At 72.2% G+C, this 20,631-nt stretch carries 22 protein-coding genes and 1 pseudogene; 8 read left to right on the top strand and 15 right to left on the bottom strand.

Annotation, left to right across the window (positions count from 1 at the left end):
• Nucleotides 1–453: 453 nt before the first annotated feature.
• From G6R25_RS10585 to G6R25_RS10555, 7 genes are all read right to left on the bottom strand, one after another.
• Entirely contained in the window at nucleotides 454–1,041 is a 588-nt protein-coding gene (locus tag G6R25_RS10585; protein ID WP_163552842.1) for an FHA domain-containing protein, read from the bottom strand.
• 98 nt (nucleotides 1,042–1,139) lie between these two features.
• Nucleotides 1,140–1,676 carry a Rieske (2Fe-2S) protein gene (locus tag G6R25_RS10580; protein WP_163552841.1) on the bottom strand — a complete coding sequence of 179 codons (537 nt, stop codon included), beginning with the start codon at nucleotides 1,674–1,676 and terminating at the stop codon, nucleotides 1,140–1,142.
• 36 nt (nucleotides 1,677–1,712) lie between these two features.
• Nucleotides 1,713–2,285 carry a DUF6529 family protein gene (locus G6R25_RS10575; protein ID WP_163552840.1) on the bottom strand — a complete coding sequence of 191 codons (573 nt, stop codon included), beginning with the start codon at nucleotides 2,283–2,285 and terminating at the stop codon, nucleotides 1,713–1,715.
• 152 nt (nucleotides 2,286–2,437) lie between these two features.
• Nucleotides 2,438–5,071: an aminopeptidase N gene (gene pepN, locus G6R25_RS10570; RefSeq protein WP_163552839.1), complete on the bottom strand. Its 2,634-nt coding sequence runs from the start codon at nucleotides 5,069–5,071 to the stop codon at nucleotides 2,438–2,440.
• Nucleotides 5,007–5,654: a hypothetical protein gene (locus G6R25_RS31390; protein WP_235947991.1), complete on the bottom strand. Its 648-nt coding sequence runs from the start codon at nucleotides 5,652–5,654 to the stop codon at nucleotides 5,007–5,009. Before G6R25_RS31390 ends, pepN begins: the two co-directional genes overlap by 65 nt.
• Nucleotides 5,647–6,012, bottom strand: coding sequence for a hypothetical protein (locus tag G6R25_RS10560; protein ID WP_163552838.1), 366 nt, complete (start codon nucleotides 6,010–6,012; stop codon nucleotides 5,647–5,649). Before G6R25_RS10560 ends, G6R25_RS31390 begins: the two co-directional genes overlap by 8 nt.
• 501 nt (nucleotides 6,013–6,513) lie before the next feature.
• The gene (locus G6R25_RS10555; protein WP_163552837.1) at nucleotides 6,514–7,344 is read right to left on the bottom strand and encodes a helix-turn-helix domain-containing protein; all 831 of its coding nucleotides are present in this window, start codon (nucleotides 7,342–7,344) and stop codon (nucleotides 6,514–6,516) included.
• A 58-nt stretch (nucleotides 7,345–7,402) separates the two neighbouring features.
• Between G6R25_RS10555 and G6R25_RS10550 the strand changes: the two genes are divergently transcribed.
• The 3 genes and pseudogenes from G6R25_RS10550 (at nucleotide 7,403) to G6R25_RS28790 (ending at nucleotide 9,241) form a co-directional block, all read left to right on the top strand.
• Nucleotides 7,403–8,320 carry an LLM class F420-dependent oxidoreductase gene (locus tag G6R25_RS10550; RefSeq protein WP_235947988.1) on the top strand — a complete coding sequence of 306 codons (918 nt, stop codon included), beginning with the start codon at nucleotides 7,403–7,405 and terminating at the stop codon, nucleotides 8,318–8,320.
• Between the two features lie 32 nt (nucleotides 8,321–8,352).
• Nucleotides 8,353–8,871, top strand: a pseudogene (locus tag G6R25_RS28795) (ABC transporter permease); the annotation flags it as partial.
• A complete protein-coding gene (locus G6R25_RS28790; RefSeq protein WP_268904119.1) occupies nucleotides 8,858–9,241 on the top strand; it encodes an ABC transporter permease in 384 nt (127 codons plus the stop codon). The pseudogene G6R25_RS28795 and the gene G6R25_RS28790, both read left to right, overlap by 14 nt.
• A 31-nt stretch (nucleotides 9,242–9,272) precedes the next feature.
• Here the strand turns inward: G6R25_RS28790 and G6R25_RS10540 are convergent, their stop codons facing one another.
• On the bottom strand, nucleotides 9,273–9,713 hold the full coding sequence (locus tag G6R25_RS10540; protein WP_163552835.1) for a nitroreductase family deazaflavin-dependent oxidoreductase: 441 nt from the start codon (nucleotides 9,711–9,713) through the stop codon (nucleotides 9,273–9,275).
• Between the two features lie 67 nt (nucleotides 9,714–9,780).
• Between G6R25_RS10540 and G6R25_RS10535 the strand changes: the two genes are divergently transcribed.
• A complete protein-coding gene (locus G6R25_RS10535; RefSeq protein WP_136449473.1) occupies nucleotides 9,781–10,845 on the top strand; it encodes a winged helix DNA-binding domain-containing protein in 1,065 nt (354 codons plus the stop codon).
• A gap of 63 nt (nucleotides 10,846–10,908) precedes the next feature.
• Here G6R25_RS10535 and G6R25_RS10530 read toward each other — a convergent pair whose 3' ends face one another.
• From G6R25_RS10530 to G6R25_RS10520, 3 genes are all read right to left on the bottom strand, one after another.
• On the bottom strand, nucleotides 10,909–11,202 hold the full coding sequence (locus G6R25_RS10530) for a TFIIB-type zinc ribbon-containing protein (protein ID WP_163552834.1): 294 nt from the start codon (nucleotides 11,200–11,202) through the stop codon (nucleotides 10,909–10,911).
• An 85-nt stretch (nucleotides 11,203–11,287) separates the two neighbouring features.
• Complete coding sequence (locus G6R25_RS10525; protein WP_205447033.1) at nucleotides 11,288–12,331, bottom strand: phosphotransferase family protein; 1,044 nt, start codon at nucleotides 12,329–12,331, stop codon at nucleotides 11,288–11,290.
• The gene (locus G6R25_RS10520; protein ID WP_163552833.1) at nucleotides 12,328–13,176 is read right to left on the bottom strand and encodes a class I SAM-dependent methyltransferase; all 849 of its coding nucleotides are present in this window, start codon (nucleotides 13,174–13,176) and stop codon (nucleotides 12,328–12,330) included. Before G6R25_RS10520 ends, G6R25_RS10525 begins: the two co-directional genes overlap by 4 nt.
• A gap of 388 nt (nucleotides 13,177–13,564) precedes the next feature.
• Here G6R25_RS10520 and G6R25_RS10515 point away from each other — a divergent pair, with 388 nt between their 5' ends.
• A complete protein-coding gene (locus G6R25_RS10515; protein ID WP_163552832.1) occupies nucleotides 13,565–13,792 on the top strand; it encodes a hypothetical protein in 228 nt (75 codons plus the stop codon).
• Between the two features lie 297 nt (nucleotides 13,793–14,089).
• Here the strand turns inward: G6R25_RS10515 and G6R25_RS10510 are convergent, their stop codons facing one another.
• Entirely contained in the window at nucleotides 14,090–14,983 is an 894-nt protein-coding gene (locus tag G6R25_RS10510) for a helix-turn-helix domain-containing protein (protein WP_163552831.1), read from the bottom strand.
• Nucleotides 14,984–15,152: 169 nt separating this feature from the next.
• Here G6R25_RS10510 and G6R25_RS10505 point away from each other — a divergent pair, with 169 nt between their 5' ends.
• Entirely contained in the window at nucleotides 15,153–16,223 is a 1,071-nt protein-coding gene (locus tag G6R25_RS10505) for an aldo/keto reductase (protein ID WP_163552830.1), read from the top strand.
• Between the two features lie 62 nt (nucleotides 16,224–16,285).
• Here G6R25_RS10505 and G6R25_RS10500 read toward each other — a convergent pair whose 3' ends face one another.
• Nucleotides 16,286–16,687, bottom strand: a complete 402-nt coding sequence (locus tag G6R25_RS10500) for a PPOX class F420-dependent oxidoreductase (RefSeq protein WP_136448115.1) — start codon at nucleotides 16,685–16,687, stop codon at nucleotides 16,286–16,288.
• 328 nt (nucleotides 16,688–17,015) lie between these two features.
• Entirely contained in the window at nucleotides 17,016–17,915 is a 900-nt protein-coding gene (locus tag G6R25_RS26700; protein ID WP_235947985.1) for a protein-tyrosine phosphatase family protein, read from the bottom strand.
• A 97-nt stretch (nucleotides 17,916–18,012) separates the two neighbouring features.
• Here G6R25_RS26700 and G6R25_RS10490 point away from each other — a divergent pair, with 97 nt between their 5' ends.
• Nucleotides 18,013–18,474, top strand: a complete 462-nt coding sequence (locus G6R25_RS10490; protein ID WP_235826089.1) for a MarR family winged helix-turn-helix transcriptional regulator — start codon at nucleotides 18,013–18,015, stop codon at nucleotides 18,472–18,474.
• A gap of 121 nt (nucleotides 18,475–18,595) precedes the next feature.
• On the opposite strand, the gene G6R25_RS10485 is transcribed toward G6R25_RS10490, so the two are convergent.
• Nucleotides 18,596–20,086 (bottom strand): NAD(P)/FAD-dependent oxidoreductase, encoded by a 1,491-nt coding sequence (locus G6R25_RS10485; RefSeq protein ID WP_163552829.1) that lies wholly within the window; start codon nucleotides 20,084–20,086, stop codon nucleotides 18,596–18,598.
• A gap of 266 nt (nucleotides 20,087–20,352) precedes the next feature.
• On the opposite strand from G6R25_RS10485, the gene G6R25_RS10480 reads away from it, so the two are divergent.
• Nucleotides 20,353–20,577: a hypothetical protein gene (locus G6R25_RS10480; protein WP_235947982.1), complete on the top strand. Its 225-nt coding sequence runs from the start codon at nucleotides 20,353–20,355 to the stop codon at nucleotides 20,575–20,577.
• Nucleotides 20,578–20,631: the final 54 nt, after the last annotated feature.

Here is a 20,631-nt window from a genome sequence, read left to right as displayed (position 1 = left end):
CCGCGCCTGGATGCCCGCAACCAGCTAACCCAAGATCAAACAAATACCTGACCAGTTACGCCGGCAGATGGTCGGACTGTAGGGCAATCGTCGTGAGTCGCTGTTGGCTGGTGGTGGTTCTCCCGAGGGGGAGCGGGCCCGCACCGCAGGGGCACTGGCGGTGGACGCTGGGCCGCCGAACACTGCGGGGATGGTAGATCCGCATGTCTCCGTGGGTTGCCGGAGCGCGGGGTGGCCAACGCGCCGGAGAGCATGTCCGCCAAGGCCACGCGCGGCCGTCGCGGGGCGCGGGTTCGCGCGGCGCTTGAACATAAAACGGGGGATTCGGCAGCGAGCGCGCGGTTGTTTGCGGCCGGGAGAGCCCGATCGGGCCAGCGTCATACGCCATCCAGGCGGCGAGCAGCCACGCTTCGGACAACACGAAAACCGTCGCGGAGCGACGTGAACTCGGGGTCAGGTGAGCGCGAGAAGCGCGCCGAGCGCGAAGCCGGCTGCGGCGAGCCAAACGAGGGTCGGTAGCGCGTGTAGCCAGCCGGCGAGTGGTCGCCGCCCGGCCTGCCGTGCCGTCCCGTCGACCGGTCCCGCCTGGGTGGGCAGCAGATGCCCGGCTGCCGGCGCCTCCGGTGGGGGGCCTATCTGGTGGGGGAGGAGACTGCGCGCGGGCTGGCGGGTGCCCTCGCCAGCGAGGACTGTTTCCTGATCGGCGACGTCCGGGGCGGCGGGTGGGGCGGCAGGTCGGGGCGGCGGCGGGGGTATCAGCACGACGAGTGGACCGTTTGCGGCGCCGAGATGCACCCGGACCTCGCTGCCGGTGAGCGGGACGCTGACCCTGCGGGTGCCGTCGACCCAGATGCCGTTGGAGCTGATGTCGCGGGCGAGCCAGCTGTCGTCGCTGGGCTCGAGCCGCAGGTGCCGGCGGGACACCCGGCCGTCGGCGATGACGACGTCGCAGTCCCGGCCGCGGCCGACGACGTGCTCGCGGTCGGGCGATAGCACGCTCTCGCCGGCTGGGGCGACGATCCGCAACCCTGTCGGGTCCACTGCGTGTCCTCTCGAAGCGGCCCGGCCGGTGGCCGGGCTGGAGTCGGCTGGGCGAATGCCGGCCGGACAGGTTGGTGCGCCTGATCGGCTGGGGCTGGTCAGGAGGTGAAGACCTCATCGCCGCGGACAGTGACCGGGACGGTGGGCAGAGGCGCCTTCGCCGGGCCGGCGACGGGTTGGCCGGTGCGGGTGTCGAACGCGCTGCCGTGGCACGGGCAGCGGATCCGGCCGTTCGACACCGCGTTCACCGAGCAGCCCTGGTGGGTGCAGACGTTCGAGAAGCCCTGGACCTTGCCGGCGGCGTCCCTGGTCAGGACGATGCCGGCGCCGCCGAGGATGATTCCGCCGTCCGCAGGCACGTCGCCGACCCGGGCCAGCGGCGCCGCTGTGCCCCCCGAACCGCCCGAGGCCGCGCCCTTCCCGCTGGAGTCGCCGGTGCTCCCCGAGCCGCCGGGGGCGCCTGCGCCACCGGAACTGCCGGCGGCGGCCGACGTCCGGCCGTACTCGCCGGACCGCCCGGACGTCGCCTTCGCCGCGTCACTGTGATCGGCCACGACGTAGCCGACCGCCCCGGCGGCCACGGTCACCGCGATTCCCGGAACGATGGTCCGCCGGCTCGGCGCTTCCTGAGTCATTGTCTCTTCCTCGATATCGGGCCCGGGAGTGTCGGCTCAGACATGGGGAATTCCGGACTGAGTGAAGAACCACAGCGAGGCGCTCAGCCAGAGCACGACGAGTGATGCCAGAACCGTGGAACCGAGCACCGGTAGTGCCCAGCCGGGCAGCCCCCGCACCCGCAGGCCGAGCATCTTCGCCGCATAAGCGCCGTAGAAGAGGCAGCCGACGACGCTGTGCACCAGAACGCGGGTGTCGGTGTCGGCGAAACCGAGCGCCCAGATGCAGTGGAAGGCGACCGGCAGGGTCAGGACGAACGCGGCCGTGCCGCTCCATCGATGCAGCCCACCGGCCCAGGACGGCGCCGGGCCCGCCCCGGGCAGCCGGCCCCACATCCACAGCGCCGTGATGAGCTGGACGATCAGCAGAAGAGTGGCCGCCGTCGTCAGCCAGGCCTTCATCGGCAGCATTCTGGAAAAGCCGAGGGTGAACACGGGCCGGCCGGCGGGGTCGTGGACTTTTGCATACACGCCCATTGACACGGCGACGACCGCGCCGAGCAGAAGAACGCCGGCCGTCGTCACGCCCCGGCCGGCCGATTTACTGGGCGCCTGTGCGCCGACTGCCATGCCGCCCCCGTTCCGCGAACGATCATTTCTGCGGCAACTATGCCCGAGGGCTTTGGTTCACGCTGGCGATCGTCGGCGGGACGACAAATTCGTTGCGGACCGTCCGGGTCCGCTTGTCGCGTCGGCGGGGGGATTCTCCCGCGCCGGCCGGGTCAGGCGCGGGCGCGGACGGCGCGGCGCAGCTCGTCGGTCGCGTCGACGATGACCCGGCGCAGCACCGGGTCGAGGCCGCCCCGGTCGAGCAGGGCGTCGGCGTCCCGCAGCGTCCCGGCGGACACGGCGTACTGCGGGTAGGCGAAGGTGGCGATCTGGCGGGCGGCGTGCGGGGTGCGCCGGGCGGTCATCGCCGGCATCTGCCCGAAGTACCGGGACACGTACGCGGCGGTGAGGTCGTCCTGCTCGGGCTGCCAGAAGCCCTCGGCGGTCGCCCCGATCAGCCGCGCGGACGCGCTGTCGTCGGCCACGATCAGCTCCCAGGCGCGGGCCTTCGCCGCGGCGTCCGCGATGGCCGCGCGGGCCCGCGCCGCGTGTTCGGCGGCGCGGGCGCTGCGGTCGCGCCGGCCCTCCGCGGCGATCTCCGCCTCGCCGGCCCGGCCGAGCACGACCAGCCGGTGCAGCAGCGTCCAGCGCAGCTCCGGGTCGATGAGCAGCCCGGCGGGCACGCTCTGCCCGGCGAGCCAGGCGGCGAGTGCGTCGGCCTCGTCCGGTCCGCTGCACCCGATGACGCCGCGCGCGGCGGACAACTGGCGGCCGCTGCCTGGGGCGGCGTCCGCCAGCACCCGCAGGCAGGCGGCGTGCAGCCGCGCGCCCGCGGCCGGCCGGGCGGACGGGGTGAGGTAGCGGGTGAGCGCGGTGGCCCGGGCGAAGCGCAGGGCGTCCTCGAAGACGGCGAGCTGGGTCTCCGACGGCAGCGCGGCGGCGGCGAGCACCAGGTAGTCGGCCGCGGGCCACTGCGCGTCACGGGTCGCGTCGGCCGCCGCTGCCCAGATCACCGCGCGGGCCAGCGGATCGGCCACCCGGGGCAGCACGGCCGGCAGGGCCGCCAGGTCCGCCGGGGTGAACCGCACCTTCGCGTAGGTCAGGTCGCCGTCGTTGACCAGCAGCAGCCGGCCGGCCTCGGCGCCGGTCAGCGCGGTGACCGCGGTGCGCCCGCCCGCCGTGGCCGGGTCGAGGTCGATCTCGACCCGACGCAACAGCTCGATCGGTGCGGCGTCGCCCTCGTCGGTCTTCCTGCCCTCGTCGGTCTCCCCACCGTCGCCGGCGCCGTCCGCGAGGCCGTAGATGCCGATGCCGAGGCGGTGCGGGCGCAGCGTCGGATACGCCTGCGGCGCCGTCTGGACGACCGCGACCTGCTGGTAGTGGCCCTGGGCGTCGAGGGTGACCTGCGGGCGCAGGGTGTTGACCTGCTCCCGGAGCAGCCACAGCTCCGCCCAGCCGGCGAGGTCACGCCCGCTCGCCTCGCTCAGCGCGGCCAGCAGGTCGGCCAGGGTGGCGTTGCCGTAGGCGTTGCTGGTGAAGTAGGCGCGCAGCCCCGTCAGGAACGCCTCGTCACCCACCCAGGCGACGAGCTGGCGCAGCACGGAGGCGCCCTTGGCGTAGGAGATCCCGTCGAAGTTCAGCAGCGCGAGCGCGGTGTCCGTGACGTCCGGCGGGGCGACCGGGTGGGTGGAGGGCCGCTGGTCGGCGGCGTAGCCCCAGCCCTTGCGGCCGACGGCGAAGCTGGTCCACGCCTCGGTGAACCGGGTCGCCTCGGCGGTCACCCGGTAGCCCATGTACTCGGCGAACGACTCGTTCAGCCACAGGTCGTCCCACCAGCGCATGGTGACCAGGTCGCCGAACCACATGTGCGCCATCTCGTGGGCGATGACGACGGCGCGCAGCTCGCGTTCGGTGTCGGTGACCGCCGAGTGGTACACGAATTCGTCGCGGAACGTCACGCAGCCTGGGTTCTCCATCGCCCCGGCGTTGAACTCGGGGACGAACGCCTGGTCGTAGGTGCCGAACGGGTAACGGTCGGCGAACAGCTCGTGGTAACGGTCGAGGCACGCCCGGGTGACGTCGAAGATCTCCGCGGCGTCGGCGTCCAGGTAGGGTGCGAGCGAGCGGCGGCAGAGCAGGCCGAGTGGGATGCCGTCGTGGCTGTCCTCGATGACGTGGTATGGCCCGGCGACCGCCGTCACGAAGTAGGTGGCCAGCGGCGGGGTCTCGGTGAACTCCCAGCGGCCCGGGATGGTCTGTCGGCCCGCCCCGTTGGCCCGCACCACCCAGTCGGGGGGCGCCAGGACCGTCAGCCGCACCGGTGCCTTGAGGTCGGGCTGGTCGAAGCAGGCGAACATCCGCTGGGCGTCGTCGAGGAACGTCTGGGCGTACAGGTACACCTCGCCGTCCTCGGGATCGGTGAACCGGTGCAGCCCCTCACCCGTGTTCGAGTAGCGCATCGTCGCCGTCACCGTGAGCTCGTTCGACGGGCCGAGGTCGGTGAGCGGGAGTCGGTTGCCGTCGAGCGCCGCCGGGTCCAGGGTCCGGCCGTTGAGCCGCACCAGATGCGCGGTCACCGGCTTGACCTCGGCGAACGTCGCCGGGGTCGTGCTCGGGGTCGTCGCGCCGATCGCGTCGACGCCCGGATCGGTGCCCGCCGACGGTTCGCGCAGGCTGAAGCGCACCCTGGTCGTCGAGCCGAACTCCGGCGATGTGCGGGCCGCCGTCAGGTCCAGCTCGATCTCATAGCCGTCGACGCGCAGCAGGTTGGCGCGGGCGACAGCCTCGTCCCGGGTGAGGGTGTGCATACCGCGAACCTACGAGATGGCCGGCCTGGGGGATGACGGTCCTGGCGGACGTCCGGTCAGGTGTTCGTCGGCTCCGAGGTTGGCCGACCGGTGTCCCGCGCGCGCGCGACGCGGTCCTGCGCAGCCAGGTCAGGCCGACGATCGGCAGGATCACCGGGATGAACAGGTAGCCGCTGCCGTAGTTCGACCACACCGCCTGGTCCGGGAACGCGGCCGAATCCACGACGCTCGCCGTCCCCACGGCGAGCACGCCGAGCAGCTCGGTGGCACAGGCGGCGACTGCGACCCGATGCCAGGCCGCGCCGCGACGGGCCAGCGCCACCGTCGCGACGACGTAGACCACGGCCGCGAACGCCGAAAGCAGGTAGGCCACCCGGGCGTGGTCGAACTCGGTGGAGATCTGGACGACCGACCGCGAGCAGGCGGCCACCGCGAAGATCGCGTAGACCGTGACGAGGATCCGCCCGGGCCCGCCCGCCGTCGGCGAGGCGCCACGGATCCGCTGCGAGCGCGTCACCGGGCTCGCGGGATCCGCGGCGGGCGTGGCCACGGGCGCCGACGGGCCGGTCGAGGTCTCATCCACCTGTGCTCTCCCAGACCTGGCCCAACCGGACCACGATGATGGCGACGGCGAGGCACGCGACGCCGAGGACCCCGCTGCCCCAGCGGGAACGGTCCCCGAGCGACCACCGCACCCCGACGGGCAGTGCCACGACCGAGGCGACCAGGTACAGCACGAAGTTCGTCGGCTGGTCGGCGTGCGAGCCGCCGGCCACGATCACGATCGCCGAGATCACCTGGGCGAGCAGGACGGCTTCGACCACTCCCGCCGCGGCCAGCAACCCCACCCCGACCGCCCGATCGCGCCAGGTCTGCAGCAGACAGGCCGCCCCGGCCACGAGCGCGCAGGTGATGGACGCGGCCGCCAGTCCGTCGATCATCGGTGGCGCCCTGCGCCGCCGTCCGCAAGCATCCGTCCGCCCATCCCTTCCGATCTTGCCGGGCGTGTCGCCGTGCGGTCGTCCGCGTCCCTGTCTACGACGGATGGTAGAAGGTCGAAGCCGAGCGTGTCAGACGGGATAGCCCCAGCGGCATATCCCATCGGATGACTCAGGGTTCGGTGCGCCCACCGGCCGCCACTTCCTCCGTATCTTTCTGTGATCATGTGGACGCGGAATCATGCCGAGGTGTAATTGCGGTTTTCGACCCTAAAACCGTGACTAAGCCTCGGCACGATCTGGCCGCAATCTGGCCGGAAACCGGTCAGGCGGCGATTGTGGTCGTGCGGTGCCGGAAGGGTTAGGACCTGCCGGAGAATAACTTAGGTCTTTGATGTTGGTCTTGCCACGAGACCAACGGCACCTTTCTTTGATCGAGAACCGAAGTTATTAATCGGCGCGTCCTTAGTGAGCGACTACCTGGGGTTATGAGAACGATTCGGATCAATGGAGAAGATCATTGATGGCCGAGGTCGGAGCCGAGGCCGAGGTCGGGACGGGTTCCGTTGGACGCGATGCCGGTCCGACTGTCACCTCCGGTGTCGGCAGCCCGCCGGGGAGGTAGCTACGCACGGCCGCGACGAGCCCATCCCGGAAGTCGATGACCAGTGCCGCGGGCAGGGGAGGCCAGGCCGGGCCGGCCGGCAGGCGGCCGAGAAGCGTGCATTCGGTCACCACGCCCCCGCCGTCGGCGACCTGCATCCGGGCATCGCGGGCGGCAATCTTCAGCCCGAGCTCGCTGAGATCCCGTAGCCGGTCGGCGATCTCGACGCATCCCCGCAGCCGGCGCGGCAGCGGGCCGGCCGGGTCGGCGAGGGGGAACTCCACGACCGCATCCGGGGCGAACAGCGCCGTGAGCTCGCCCCAGTGGCCGTCGCCGGCACCGGCCAGTAGCCGGTCCATCGCGTCCTGGCCGGTCAGGGCAGTGCGGTCGGTGGGGGTGTCGCGGTCGGTGCGGGCGTCGTGGTCGGTGGGGGTGTCGTGGTCGGTGAGGGCGTCGAGCAGGCCGGGGAAGCGGCTGTCGACGTCGGCGGCGCGCAGCCGCATCCGCCGCTGACGGCCATCGACGGTCGTCGAGGTCAGGCCTGCCTCGCGCAGGACCCGCCAGTGGTTCGACAGCGTCGACTTCGGGATGTCCATGCCCGCCGGGACGCAGGTGACGTCGGGCTGGGTTCGCAGGCGGCGGACGATCTCCAGCCGGACCGGGTCGCCCAGCGCGTGCAGGATCACCGTCAGGTCGAGATCCGCGGTGGCCGGATGGGTCAGGCGTCGCACGGCGCCAGCATATGCCAGACAGTTTGATAGTTCGGGATTCTCGAACTATCTTTCTGTCATGATCCCGATTGGTCTGACCCTCGAACTGTCCGCTCCGGACGTCCCCAACGCCGTCGACGACCTCATCGGGCGCGCCCACCGGGCGGCCGGCGCCGGCCTGGCGTCGCTGTGGCTGGGGCAGGGCTACGGTCTCGACGCGCTGACCGCGCTCGTCCTGATCGGCCGGGAGATTCCGGCCATCACGCTGGGAACCGCCGTCACGATCGTCCCCCCGCGGCATCCGATCGCGCTGTCCAGCCAGGTGCAGACCACCCAGGCGGCGATCGGCGGCCGGCTGCGCCTCGGCCTCGGCGTCGGGCACCGCGCATCCGTGGAGCAACGGTACGGGCTGCCGTTCGACCGGCCGGCGCTGCGCCTGCGGGAGTACCTGGCGGCGCTGCTCCTACTGCTGCGCGAGGGAGCGGCCGACGTCCGCGGCGAGACCGTCACCGCGGTCACCGGCGGCGTGTCCGCCCGCGTGCCCGGGGCCACGCCGCCGCCGGTCCTGCTCGCCGCGCTCGGCCCGGCCATGCTGCGCGTCGCCGGTGAGGTGGCGGACGGCACCGTGACCTGGCTGGCGGGGCCGCGGACCATCGGCGAGCACATCGTTCCGGCGATCACCCGCGCCGCCGCGGGCCGGCCCGCCCCCGAGATCGTCGTGGGCCTGCCCGTCTGCGTCACCGACCACCCGGACGAGGTGCGCGAGCGCGCCGCCGAGACGCTGGCGCTGTTCGGGACCGTCCCGTCCTACCAGGCGATGCTGGACCGGGAGGGCGTCCGCTCCCCGGCGGAGGTGGCGATCATCGGCGACGAGCGGCAGGTCGAGCGGGAACTCGGCCGGCTCGCCGCCGCGGGCGCGACGCACCTCCTGGCCAACCTGCAGATCGCCGGGGCGGCGGAATGGGCTCGCACGGTCGAGTTGCTCGGCTCCTTGTGACCGCTGGACGATGACGCGACCAGAACCGAACGATGTCCGGGACGGGGAGAGGGGCCGTCGTGGACGTCGAGGCGAACCTGCGGCTTGTCGTGGGGCTCGCGCTGCTGCTCGCTGCGGCGGTCGCCTGCCTGGCCTGGGCGCGGGTGCCGCGGCGCCGGGATGTGCTGACCGCCTCGGCCCGCGCGCTGGCCCAGCTCGCGCTGATCGGCCTCGCGCTGCGGGGGGTGTTCGCCGCGCCGGCGACCGCGGCGGCTGTGCTCGCCGTCATGCTGGTGGCGGCCGTGGGGACGGCGTCGCGGCGGCTGGTCGGCTTCCCGGCGGCGGTCCGCCGGGTCGGCGTGTCCTGCCTGCTGGGGGCGTCGGTGGCCCTGGGGGTGGTGTTCGCCACCGGCGCGGTGGAGGCGAATGTCCGCAACCTCGTCGCCCTCGCCGGCAGCGTCGTCGGCGGGACGATGACGGCCTGCACACTGACCGGCCGCCGGCTCGCCGACGGGTTGCGGCGCCGCCGCGACGAGGTGGAGGCGTGGCTGGCGCTCGGTGCGACGCCGCGCCGGGCCGTCGCCGACATCGCCCGGGACAGCGTGGCCGAGGCGCTCGTCCCGCCGCTTGAAGACCCGCACCGTCGGGCTCGTCTCGCTGCCCGGGACGTTCGTCGGCGCGCTGCTCGGTGGCGCCTCCCCGGCGGCCGCCGCCGCCCGATTCCAGGTGATCATTCTGGTCGCCATGCTGACTGCGCAGAGCATCGCGGCGGTGTCGTTGTCCTACCTGCTGGGCGCGCCGACGCAGCTCCCGCCGGTGGTGGCGGAGCCGTCCCCGCGCCCGGCGGCGCGGGGATCGCGGGGATCACGGGGCGGGTCGAGGGCCGGCCGGCCTCGTTGGTCCCGCCGGCCGGGCGCGTCTCGGCGTGGTCGTACGCCGTGAGCCACCGGGTGCGCCGGCCGGCGGGGGCGGGTCAGTCCGCGGTGGGTTCGAGCACGAAGACCGGGATCTCGCGCTCGGTCTTGCGCTGGTAGTCGGCGTAGTTCGGGAACGCGGCCACGGCGTACTCCCACCACTGGGCCTTCTCGTTGCCCGTGACCTCACGGGCGACGTAGTCGCGCCGGACCAGGCCGTCCTGGAGCTCGATGTGCGGGTCGCCGAGGATGTTGTAGTACCAGACGGGGTGCTTGGGCGCGCCGCCGAGAGAGGCGACCACCGCGTAGGCGCCGTCGTGCTCGACCCGCATCAGCGGCGTCTTGCGGATCTTGCCGGACTTCGCCCCGCGAGTGGTCAGGATGATGACCGGCAGGTCGCGCAAGGTCGTGCCCCGCGTACCTCCGGAGCCTTCATATTCCTCGACCTGGTCACGGACCCACTGCTGGGTACTCGGCTCATACTCTCCGGTGAGTGGCATACGTACCAGTCAACACCACCGGGTACCGCCGTGACCTTGTCGACAGGCCGGCTGCCAGGCTGGTGGGATGACAGCGGCACAGCTGGCGGACGGCGACGGCCTCGTCGCGGCCCGGCTGGCGGCTCAGGGGCTGACCGGGCCACCGGCCTTGGATCCCGTCGACGTCGTCGGGCGTCTGCTCGCCGTGCAGGCCCAGGATCCCCGCGGCCTGCGGCTGACGATCCGGTCCCGCAGCCGTGCGTTGCACGCCGCCGACGTCGACCGGGCGCTGTCCGCCGATCGATCGTTGGTCGTCACCTGGCTCAACCGCGGCACCCTGCACCTCGTGCGGGCCGAGGACTACTGGTGGCTGCGGGAGCTGACCGCGCCGGCCATGGCCGCGCAGATCCGGCGCCGGCTGACGCAGGAGGGCGTCTCGCCGGACGCCGCCGAGCGGGGCGTCGCCCGGATCGAACGCGCCCTCACCGACGAAGGCCCCCTGTCACGCGCTGAACTGCGGGAACGGGTCGACGCGGCCGGGGTTCCCACGGCCGGGCAGGCCATGATCTACCTGCTCATCGTCGCCTCTACACGGGGCCTCGTCGTGCGCGGACCCGTCGTCGGCGGCGAGCAGGCCTACGTGCTGGTTCGTGACTGGCTCGGGCCACCGCCGCGGGCGTTCGACCGGGATGCCGCCCTCGCCGAACTGGCCCGCCGTTACCTCGCCGGACACGGCCCGGCCGACGATCGTGACCTGGCCCGCTGGGTGGGCCTGCCGCTGCGCGACGCCCGCCGGGGCCTCGCCGCCGTCGCCGCCGAGCTGGTGACGCGGCCGGACGGCCGGCTCGACCTGCCCCGCGGCGAGGGCCCGGGCCTGCCGGCGCCGCGGCTGCTCGGACCGTTCGACCCCGTCCTGCATGGCTGGAACGGGCGGGACTGGGTCGGCGCGGCCGGCCGGGTCGTCACCAGCAACGGCATCTTCCGGCCCATGATCCTCGTCGACGGGCAGGCGGCGGGGACCTGGTCGATGCCCGCCGGCCGCGTTGAGCTGGCGCCGTTCACCGACCCGCCGGACTGGGGGCCGGCGGTCGCCGCGGCGCTGCGCGACGAGGCCGCGGACGTGCGGCGCTTCCTGGCTCCCCGCCCTGCCTGAGCACTCCCGGGAGGGGCGGGTCAGGTCGGGCGCATTCCGGGGGCGCGGTCAGGTGGAGAGCGGTCAGGTGGAGAACAGCATCCGGGCGAAGCCGCCGTGCTTGTGGTGGCCGCCATGGCCGCCATGACCCCAGGCTGGCTGGGCGTAGCCGGGCTGGGCGTAGTGCCCCGGCTGCGCGTACGGGGGCGGGGGCAGGGCGGGCTGAGACCACTGCCCCTCCAGGCGGGTGAGCGCCTCCAGCTCGCCGTAGTCCAGGAAGATGCCGCGGCACCCGTCGCACTGCTCGATCTGGATGCCGTTGCGGTTGTAGGTCCGCATCATTGCGTGGCACTTGGGACACTGCAGCGTGTAGCTCACGGGCGCAACCTGCCGTTCGGTGTGCGGGAGACATCCGACGTCGTTGGGTAGCGTACCGACCGTCACTAGATCATCCGTTGCGCAGTCAGGATTGCGACGCGTCGCCGGCGGTCCCCGCGATGCGGGCGCAGGCGTCGACGAAGGCCAGGCAGACCTCGTCCAGGCCGGTATGGGCATGGTGGGCGTCCGGACGATCGGCTGGGCGGGCATCCGCATCGCGGTGGCGGGCGTCGAGGTGGTCGACGAGGGCGGTGGCGGCGTACTCCACGGTGAGGGCCCGCGCGGGCAGGTCGAGCGCCGGCCATGGATCGTCCCGGTCCGTCACCGCCGGGCCGCCGGACTCCGTGTAGGTGTCGAGGAAGCGCGCCCACAGCTGCACCGGCAACAGGCCCGCGGCGAACCAGGCCGCGGGTCTGGCCAGGTCCCAGGCCGGGTCGCCGAGCCCGAGGTCGTCCACGTCGATGAACCGCCAGCCGATCTCGGGCAGGGCGACGAGCTGTCCGAAGTGCCAGTCGCCGTGGATGACGGTGGCCGGCCGGCCGGGACGGACCGCGGGCGGCGGCGAGGGCGGCGACGTCTCGCTCAGCGTCGCCCAGGCCGCGAGCACCGGTGCGGCCAGCGGGTGCGCGGCGTGGCGGCGCAACCGGCCGACCCGGTCGACGAGCCGGCGCAGCACGGTGGCCGGGGGCAGTGTGGCCAGCTCGGGGCGGCCGACCGGGTCGCGGTGCAGCCGGGCCAGCAGCGCCGCGGTCTGCTCCCAGGGCGCGGCGTCGGCGTCCTGCGTTCCCAGCGAGGCTCCCGCGGGCCAGGCGCTGACCTGATGGGCGCCGATCCGGACCGTGTAGGTCCCCGGCCCGGGCGGCAGTTCCAGCGGGGCGAGCAGCACCGGGTGTGGCGTGGGCCGGGCGGCGAAGTGCAGCCGGGCGGCCAGGTGCGCCGGGTCGGCGGTGGGGACGTGCGCCTTGAGCACCACCGTGCCGCAGCGCACGATCAGCCGGTCGTCCCGGCGCGACACCACGGTGAGCGGCCCGCCCGCCCCGTCCGGGCGCAGCCGCCGGGCCAGCCGTGCCATGCCGGCCAGCAGTTCGGGCTCGATCCCGTCGGCGTCGATCCCGCCCGGCTCGGTCAAAGCGCCGGTTTGCGCAGGCGCCAGATGCACTCGGACGGCCACCGCCGGGTCCATGCCTCGTCGGCCCGCTCGGGCTGCTCGGCGCGGTCCCGGGTTGAACCGTCCGCGGCCTCCACGTCGTACACCTGCTCGCCCGCGTATACCGGCGCCGACGGGCGGGGCTCCAGCAGATCCTCGATGATCAGCCCGCAGTCCCGGAACAGCCTTATCCACGTGCCGTAGGGCAGGTTCGCGCTGACCAGGCCGTCCGCTTCGGTCAGCAGGCGCAGCGCGAAGTAGTCCCGGGTCAGCCGGGTACCGGGGGTGTCCCGGCCCGGCCGCACGGTGATCTCGTAGATCGGGCTGACGTGGCTGAACGCCAGCAGGCCACCCGGTCGCAGCACCCGCGCCGCTTCCGGCATCGCTCGCATCGGGTCGGCGAAGGAGAACGCGCCGTGATCGGCGAAGACGATGTCGAACGACTCGTCGGCGAAGGGCACCGACTCCGCGCTCGCCTGCACCAGCGGGAAGGCCAACCCGGTGTCCGCGGCGAGCTTGCGGCTGTGTAGCAGCTGCCGCTCCGACAGGTCGAGCCCGACGGCGCGGGCGCCCCGGCGAACCAGCGCCGTCGACCACTGCCCCCCGCCGCACCCCATCTCCAGCACATCCCGCCCGGCGACCTCGCCCAACACGTCGAGGCTGGACTCCGGAATGGCCCACAGCCCCCAGGAGATGTCGCCGGTGAACGCCTGCCGGCGGATCTGCGGGGCGTTCACCCGCTGGTAGTCGTCGGAGATCTCGTTCCACCGCGCCCGGTTGGTGCGTACGTGGGCGTCGGTCCGTGTGCGGGGGTCGCCGTCGATCATCCTGCCTCGTCCTTCTCCCGGCGCCCGCGGCGCCGCTGCGCGCCCGCGCCGCCGGGTGGCGGGCACGGGCCGGGACGGCCGGAGGTACCGAATCGCCAGGCGGGATTTTCGTACCGCGCGGCGGCTGTCGTGATGGATCTGATCGGTCAATCGGTCATCGTATGAGACCGGGACGAACGCGAACTTCCCCCCTGGCTCGCCGGGCCCTCGCGGGGCCTCCCAGCGGGTCCGCCGGGCTGCCCGTAACCGGTGTCAGGAAAATTCGTCCGAGGTCGGTGCACGGCAGACGAAAGACGTAAGGCGTGCAATGAGTAAACCGCGGGACGGCCGGGCGGCGTGTTGTCTCATCTGTTTGCCGTCGACCGGAACGTCCTGGACGGAGTTCGGTGTGCCGGGCACTCTCGATCTCGTGGCGAGAGAGCGCAAAAGATCGAGCCGGTACTTCCGGCCGCCCGACGAGCAGCTCGTCCTGGGCCTCATGACCTGCCCGTCCTGCAACGGGACGCGCTACCAGACCCGCCCGCAGGCCGAGATCGACACCGACGGAATCTTCGACGGCGATGCCAACATTAAATGCCGGGAATGCGGCGGAAACGGTAAGGTTTCGTCGCCATGAAAAATCCTCTTCCGGTGCAGGCGGATTTTCTCTACCTGCGGTGCCCGGAGCATCGGGGCCGCCAACCCCGGCAGGGCCTGAAAACGACGCTGCGGCCCGGCGCGGAGTGCCCGCGGTGCCGTCTGGTCCGGGCGCTGGACCCACCCGGCGCGGCGGGACGGCCGGGCAGGTCCGGACACCCGGCGGACGGCGGCCCGACGCCGCCCGCATGACCGGGGTCTCGCCGCCTATGAGCAGACCTAAGCAATATGCGACGGCCGCATGTGAGCGGGATGCGAACGCGGTCGGGAACGAGTCTCAGCCGGCGGGAACCGACGCTGGGGATGCGTTCCGCTTCAGGGAGGCTTCGCGGGCGATCGTCTCCAGGGCGGACCGGGACGGCGCATCGCCCGCCCGGTAGATGACCAGGCGCTGGTCGGGATCCTGCATCGGGCAGAGCACCTCGAACTCGACGCAGACGGGTCCCAACCGGCCGTGCTGCAGCCGCTTGCGCCCGCGTCCGTTGACCCGGACGTCACGCATGGCCCACAGCCGGGCGAACTCGGCGCTGCCCGTCGTCAGGTCGTCGACCAGACGGATCAACGATGGATCATCGGGATGAGCACCCCACGCGGCGCGCAGGTCCGCGATCCCCTCGCGCAGGATCTGCTCCCGGTCCCGGTAGAACTCCAGCAGGGCGGGATGCAGCACGCATAGCCACAGGGTGTTGCGCTGGCGGTCCGGCAGCGCGCCGAAGTCGAGCTGCATCAGCCCGGCCATCTCGGGGTTCCAGGCGAGGATGTCGAAACGGTGGTCGAACAGCATGGCCGGCAGCGGGGACAGGTCATGCACGAGGCGGGCCAGTGGATGCGCGTTGCCTGTGCCGTCGACGGAACCGTGGTCGACCCGTGCTCGGGCCGCCGCCGCAGTCGGGCGCAGCCGGGCCAGATCGAACAGGTAGGCCCGCTCGTCCGGGCTGAGCCGCAGGGCGAGGGCCAGCGCGTCGAGCACCTTGGAGGAGGGGTGCAGGCGGCCCTGCTCCACGCGGATGACGTAGTCGACGCTCACGCCGGCCAGTTCGGCGACCTCCTCGCGACGCAGCCCGGGGGTGCGCCGCGAGCGGCGCCGGCCGGCGGGCCCGGCCGCCTCGACGGGCGACGTCCGCTCGCGGCGGTCGCGCAGGAAGACGGCCAGTTCACGTGCAGCGTCCATCTTCGTCGTGACCTCCGCGATCTTCGGGATCCGGGCCGCCGGTTTCCTGGGAGAGACCTTCCCAGGAAACATCTTGCCTTCCCGCCGTCCCCGCTCGGGCGCAACGTGGACAGCGGCCTCGAACCATGACGTCCGTGGCCGTGAACCCGCCCAGACGGAGGAATGCGTTGTGACAGTTGCCCTCGACCACTACCGCCTGCTCGGCCGCTCCGGCCTGCGCGTCTCGCCGCTGGCCCTCGGCACGATGACCTTCGGCGCCGACTGGGGCTGGGGGGCGGACACCGACGAGGCACGCCGGATCTTCGACGCCTATGTCGACCGCGGCGGCAACTTCCTCGACACCGCCAACCAGTACACCGACGGCACTGCGGAGCACCTGTTCGGCGAGTTCGCGGTCGGCCGGCGAGAACAGCTCGTCCTGGCCACGAAGTACACGGTCACCCGGCGGCCCGGCGACCCGAACTCCGGCGGGAACCACCGCAAGAGCATGGTCGGCTCGGTCGAGGCGAGTCTGCGCCGGCTGCGTACCGATCATCTGGACCTGCTCTACCTGCACGCGTGGGACGGTTCCACTCCCGTCGAGGAGGTGTTGCGGGCGATGGACGACCTCGTCCGCGCCGGCAAGGTGCTCTACGTCGGGATCTCGGACACCCCCGCCTGGCAGGTGGCCAGGATGCAGGCGATCGCCGATCTACGCGGTTGGTCGCCGCTGATCGCCCTGCAGATCGAGTACAGCTTGGTCGAGCGGACCGGGGAACGCGATCTCATCCCGATGGCCGCGGAGATGGGCCTGGGGGTCGTCCCGTGGTCGCCGCTGGCCAGCGGAGTGCTCACCGGCAAGTACTCCCGGGCCGACCTGGAGGTGGGCGCCGGGGAGGCGTCCGCGACGGGAACACGCCGTAACGTCGCCGCCGCGAGCGGCGCGCTGACCGAACGCTCTCTCGGCATCGCCGACGTCGTCGCGGGGGTCGCCGGTGAGCTGGCCGTGACGTCGTCGCAGGTGGCCCTGGCCTGGGCGCTGCGGCGGCCGGCGGTGACCGCGCCGATCATCGGTGCCCGCACCCTCGACCAGCTCACCGACAACCTGGGTGCGCTCGACGTTGTGTTCACCGACGATCAGCTCACCCGCCTCGACCAGGCCAGCGCGGTCGAGCTCGGTTTCCCGCACGCCTTCCTGACGCTCCCGATGACCAGAGCCGTCATGTTCGACGGGATCCAGATCGAGGGCGTCACCGCCTGACTGCGCGCCGAGCCGTCCGTCGGGAGGCCGCGGACCCTGCGCCGGCCTTCCCGATGGACGGGTTACTGGAAACTGACCGCGGTAGGCCGGACTGCGTAAGCCACCCGGTGCGGCGCATCCGCGGGCGGCCCGTCGAGCTTCATCGCATAGCGGTCGGCGAGCCGCATGAAGAACTCGGCGTTCGGATCGGGGTCGATCCGCTCGACGACGCCGCGGATCTCCAGGTACCGGTAGGGCGCCTCCGGATCGTTGACGGACACCGCCACCTGCGGCGTCGCCGTGACGTTGCGGTACTTCTGCCGGGTCGTGGTGTTCGTGAACCACAGGAACGTGCCGTCCCAGAGCACCCACATCGGGTTCACCTGAGGGGTGCCATCCGGCCGGATCGTGGCGAGATGCCCGAACAGTGGGCGCTCCAGCAGATCGCGATGGCTCGCGGGGATGCTCGCGGGGATGACTGTCATGACTCGAAGATATATCAGTACTCTGATGGTCTGTACGTGGCTCTCGCCCGCCCGAAGAGAGGAATCGGACGCGGAAACCTCTCGGGAGGTGAGTCATCCTGGGCCCGTGCTGGCCGAACGGGTCCATCGCCGCCGCACTCCCGGCCCAAGACGCGGGCCGGGAGAGGGTGCGCCCGCCACGCAATGATCAACGCCCTGACCTGCGCAGTTGCATCACCGCCGGACCGCTGCAATGATCAATGATCAAGGTGCACACCGCTCAGGCGGCACCACTGACTTGCAGCTTTACCATGGGTCCGTGATCATCCCTGGAGGGATCGCAACGGGTTTAGTCCGGGTTGGGTCCGGGGTGTCCGCGCGGTCCGTGATCATCCCTGGAGGGATCGTGACGCGCCGGGGCGGGGGCGTGACTGCGGGATCCGTCAGAGGTTGGGGAACCGCTCGATCCAGCGGCGCTGCCAGGGGGTCTCGACAGCACGCGGGTGGATGGTGCGCGCGTGGTCCAGGCGACGGCGTCGGCGGGGGACAGGCCGGCCAGCACGGCAAGACAGGCGAGGGCGGTCCCGGTGCGGCCGACCCCGCCGCCGCAGGCGAGCTCGGTCCGGTCGGACGTCCGCGTGTGCGCGTGCAGCGCGCGGATGCGGGCGGCGGCCGTCGCAGGATGACGTGGAAGGAGGAAGTCCGGCCAGTCGATCCACTCGTGCGGCCAGGTCAGCTGACCGTCATGCCCCCGCCGCAGGCGGGCGCTGCCCAGATAGAGGCCGCGATCGGGGAGTGGTCCCGGCGGTGGGGGGTGACGCAGCCCGCGGGGCCGGATCCAGCCACCGTCCGGCAGCCGGATCGCCCCGGGCAGCTCGCTCGCTCTTGACGACCCGTTCGCTCCGGGCAGTGCGATGGCGCTGGGTGGCTCGGCGCTGCCCTCGTCGGTGCGGGTGGATGCATCGGCGGATCGGATCGGTCCGGACGACGCGCGTGCGGGCGAGACCGCGGCGGAGGACTCCGGGCCGGCGTCGGTCGGATGGGCCGGCGGAACATCGGCACCGCCGGGGGGTGCGCCGGCTCCCCTGGAGGTGGTGGCCGAGGGTTCGGGCTGCCGGATGGTGGCCAGCCCGACGGTGCCCGGCGCCGCATCCACGCCGATCGGGTCGGCGCCTGGAGTGCCGGATGTGTCTGGGGCGTTGGGGGTGCCGAGGGCGTTGGGGGTGCCACCGGGCACGATGCCGGTCATGGGTCCTCCGATCCGCGGTAGCCTCGGATCAGTGTGGCCGTTCGGGCCATCCGTGGGTTGCCCACCCCAGTCGAGTCGAGCGGGCGCAGTGAGGACCGTGGCTGCCAGATCCCGCCCGGTCGACGCGGGAGCCGAGCGGCTCGGCCTGGTGATCAAGCGGGCCGAACAGGTGCTGATCGCAGAGAAGACCAGGGTATTGCGGCCGTTCGGCCTCACCGTGCCGCAGTACGCGGCGATGGTCGCGATCGCCGCCACTCCCGGCATCTCCGGTGCGCGGGCCGCCCGGCTATGCCACGTCACGCCGCAGACGATGGCCGTGGTGCTGGCCGGTCTGGAGGCTAAGGGGCTGATCGAGCGGCAGCCATCCGGCGACCACGCGCAGGTCCTCGTCACCCGCCTGACCCGGGCCGGCCATGCGCTGTTCCGGCGCGCCGATGCGGCAGCACTCGCGGTCGAGGAGCGGCTCGCTGCCGCGTTCAGCGACGCCGAGCTCGTCACTCTGCGGGAGCTGCTCGTCCGGGCGGCCGAGGCGATCCCCGCCCCGGCCGCAGCCGGCTGAAAATCCTGCCTCGCGGCGCCGACATCCACCTCGCGGCACAGCGACGACCGCCCGGCGGGGGCTTGTCCCGACCGGGCGGTCGTGTGGTCGTGCAGCCTACGCGGCTTGTGCGGCGGCGCGGTCAGACTCGGGTGGGTTCCCGGCTCTCCGTACCCTTGGCCCCGCCCTGAGGGGGTACCTGGGAGCGGGCCGCGCCCGTCCAGGACGGTGCCTCGCCGCCCTTGGGCGGCAGCGACGGGGCGAAGTTCTCCCCGAGCCGCTCCAGCGCGGCGCGGGCGAAGATCTGCTGCTGGGTGACCGTGCGCTCCGAGCGGCCCCGGCCGATGAAGCTCACCGTCCAGTGCAGCAGGGTGGTCAGGCGGTGCTTGAAGCCGATGATGTAGACGAGGTGCACGGCCAGCCAGACCAGCCAGGCGAAGAAGCCGCTGAACTGGATGTTGCCGATCTTGGCCACCGCGCTGAAGCGCGAGATGGTGGCCATGCTGCCCTTGTCGTTGTACTTGAACGGGTGCCCGGTCTGCTTGCCGGCGACCCAGGCCCGGATCTCCTTCGCCGCGTGCCGGCCGCCCTGGATCGCGACCTGGGCGACACCCGGCAGCCGGTTGAGGCTCATCATGTCGCCGATGACGTAGATCTCCGGGTGGCTCGGGAGGGTGAGGTCGGGGAGCACCTCGACGCGGCCGGCGCGGTCGATGCCGGCACCGGTCTGCTCGGCGAGCTGCTTGCCGAGTGGGCTCGCGGCGACGCCGGCGGCCCAGACCTTGCAGACCGAGTCGATCCGCCGGCGGGTGCCGTCGCTGTCCTCGACCTCGATGCCGGTGGCGTCGACGTCGATGACCTTGGCGCCGAGCTGAATCTCGACGCCGATCTTCTCCAGCTTGCCGGCGGCCTTCGCGCCGAGCCGCTCTCCGAAGGGCGGGAGCACGGCGGGAGCGGCGTCGAGCAGGATCACCCGGGCCTTGGTCGGGTCGATGCTGCGGAAGTCGCGCCGCAGCGTGCGCCGCGACAGCTCGGCGATCTGGCCGGCCATCTCCACGCCGGTGGGGCCGGCGCCGACGATGACGAAGGTCAGCAGCCGCTCGATGTCGGCCGGGTCGGTCGAGCCCTCGGCGAGCTCGAACATGCCGAAGATCCGGCCGCGCAGCTCGAGGGCGTCGTCGATGCTCTTCATGCCCGGGGCGTGGGTGGCGAACTGGTCGTTACCGAAGTACGACTGCCCGGCGCCGGCGGCGACCACGAGGCTGTCGTAGGGGTGGACCGTCGTCCGGCCGAGCAGCTGCGACGTGACGGTCTTCGCCGCCACGTCGATCGTGGTCACGTCGCCCAGGACGACCTGGGCGTTCTCCTGCCGGCTGAGCACCTCGCGGGTGGTCGGGGCGATCTCGCCCTCCGACAGGATGCCGGTGGCCACCTGGTAGAGCAGGGGCTGGAAGAGATGGTGGGTTGTCTTTGCGACGAGGGTGATCTCGACGGGCGCCTTGCGAAGAGCCTGCGCGGTGAACAGGCCGCCGAAGCCCGAGCCGATGATCACTACGCGGTGCGGGGAGCTCTGCCGCCCCTCGAGCCGTTCCGGTTCGTTGGCATGCCCTGTGCGGGCGCTGTCCTTGCTCACGATCCTTCTCCGCTCAACCTCTTGACTCCCAGCGGTGCCCGTTGGCGCCGCGGAGACCTTATCCCCGATAGCACCTCGGTCTCCACTAACTATTTTCCGCCGTATACCGGCCGCTGGATCGTGTTCATCGTCACCCTGAGCCGGAAACATCAGCTACGGACTATGTGGCGTGGAGCACGCTCTCAGCGGCGGGCGGTAGGCTTAGCCCGGATCTTGATCGACGAGTGCGGTCGGTCCCTGCTACCGGTCGCCGGGGGAGGTGCCGCGTGCCGGCTCGTAAATATGGCCCATCGGCGCCCGCGATCGACCATACCGTCCGAGCCCTGGCCGAGATCGGCGGGGATCTGTCTGGGCAGACACATGATCACGTGGCCTTCGTTGACCTCGAGCTGACCGAGGTGCCGACCACGGGCGTGGTTCTGGACTCGTGTACCTTCCGCGAGGTCCGCTTCAACGCATCGGGTTATTCGGATACCGCTTTCATCAACTGAGCCTTTCCCGGTAACGTTTCGTCGCTTTGCGTGACATCAATGTGGTGTTGGTGT

Origin of the sequence: Candidatus Frankia alpina, assembly GCF_902806485.1 — a bacterium.
In the GTDB taxonomy this organism is placed as follows: Bacteria; Actinomycetota; Actinomycetes; order Frankiales; family Frankiaceae; genus Frankia; species Frankia alpina.
The sequence above is the reverse complement of the archived record's forward strand: the minus strand, read 5'-3'. Positions and strand labels throughout refer to the sequence as shown.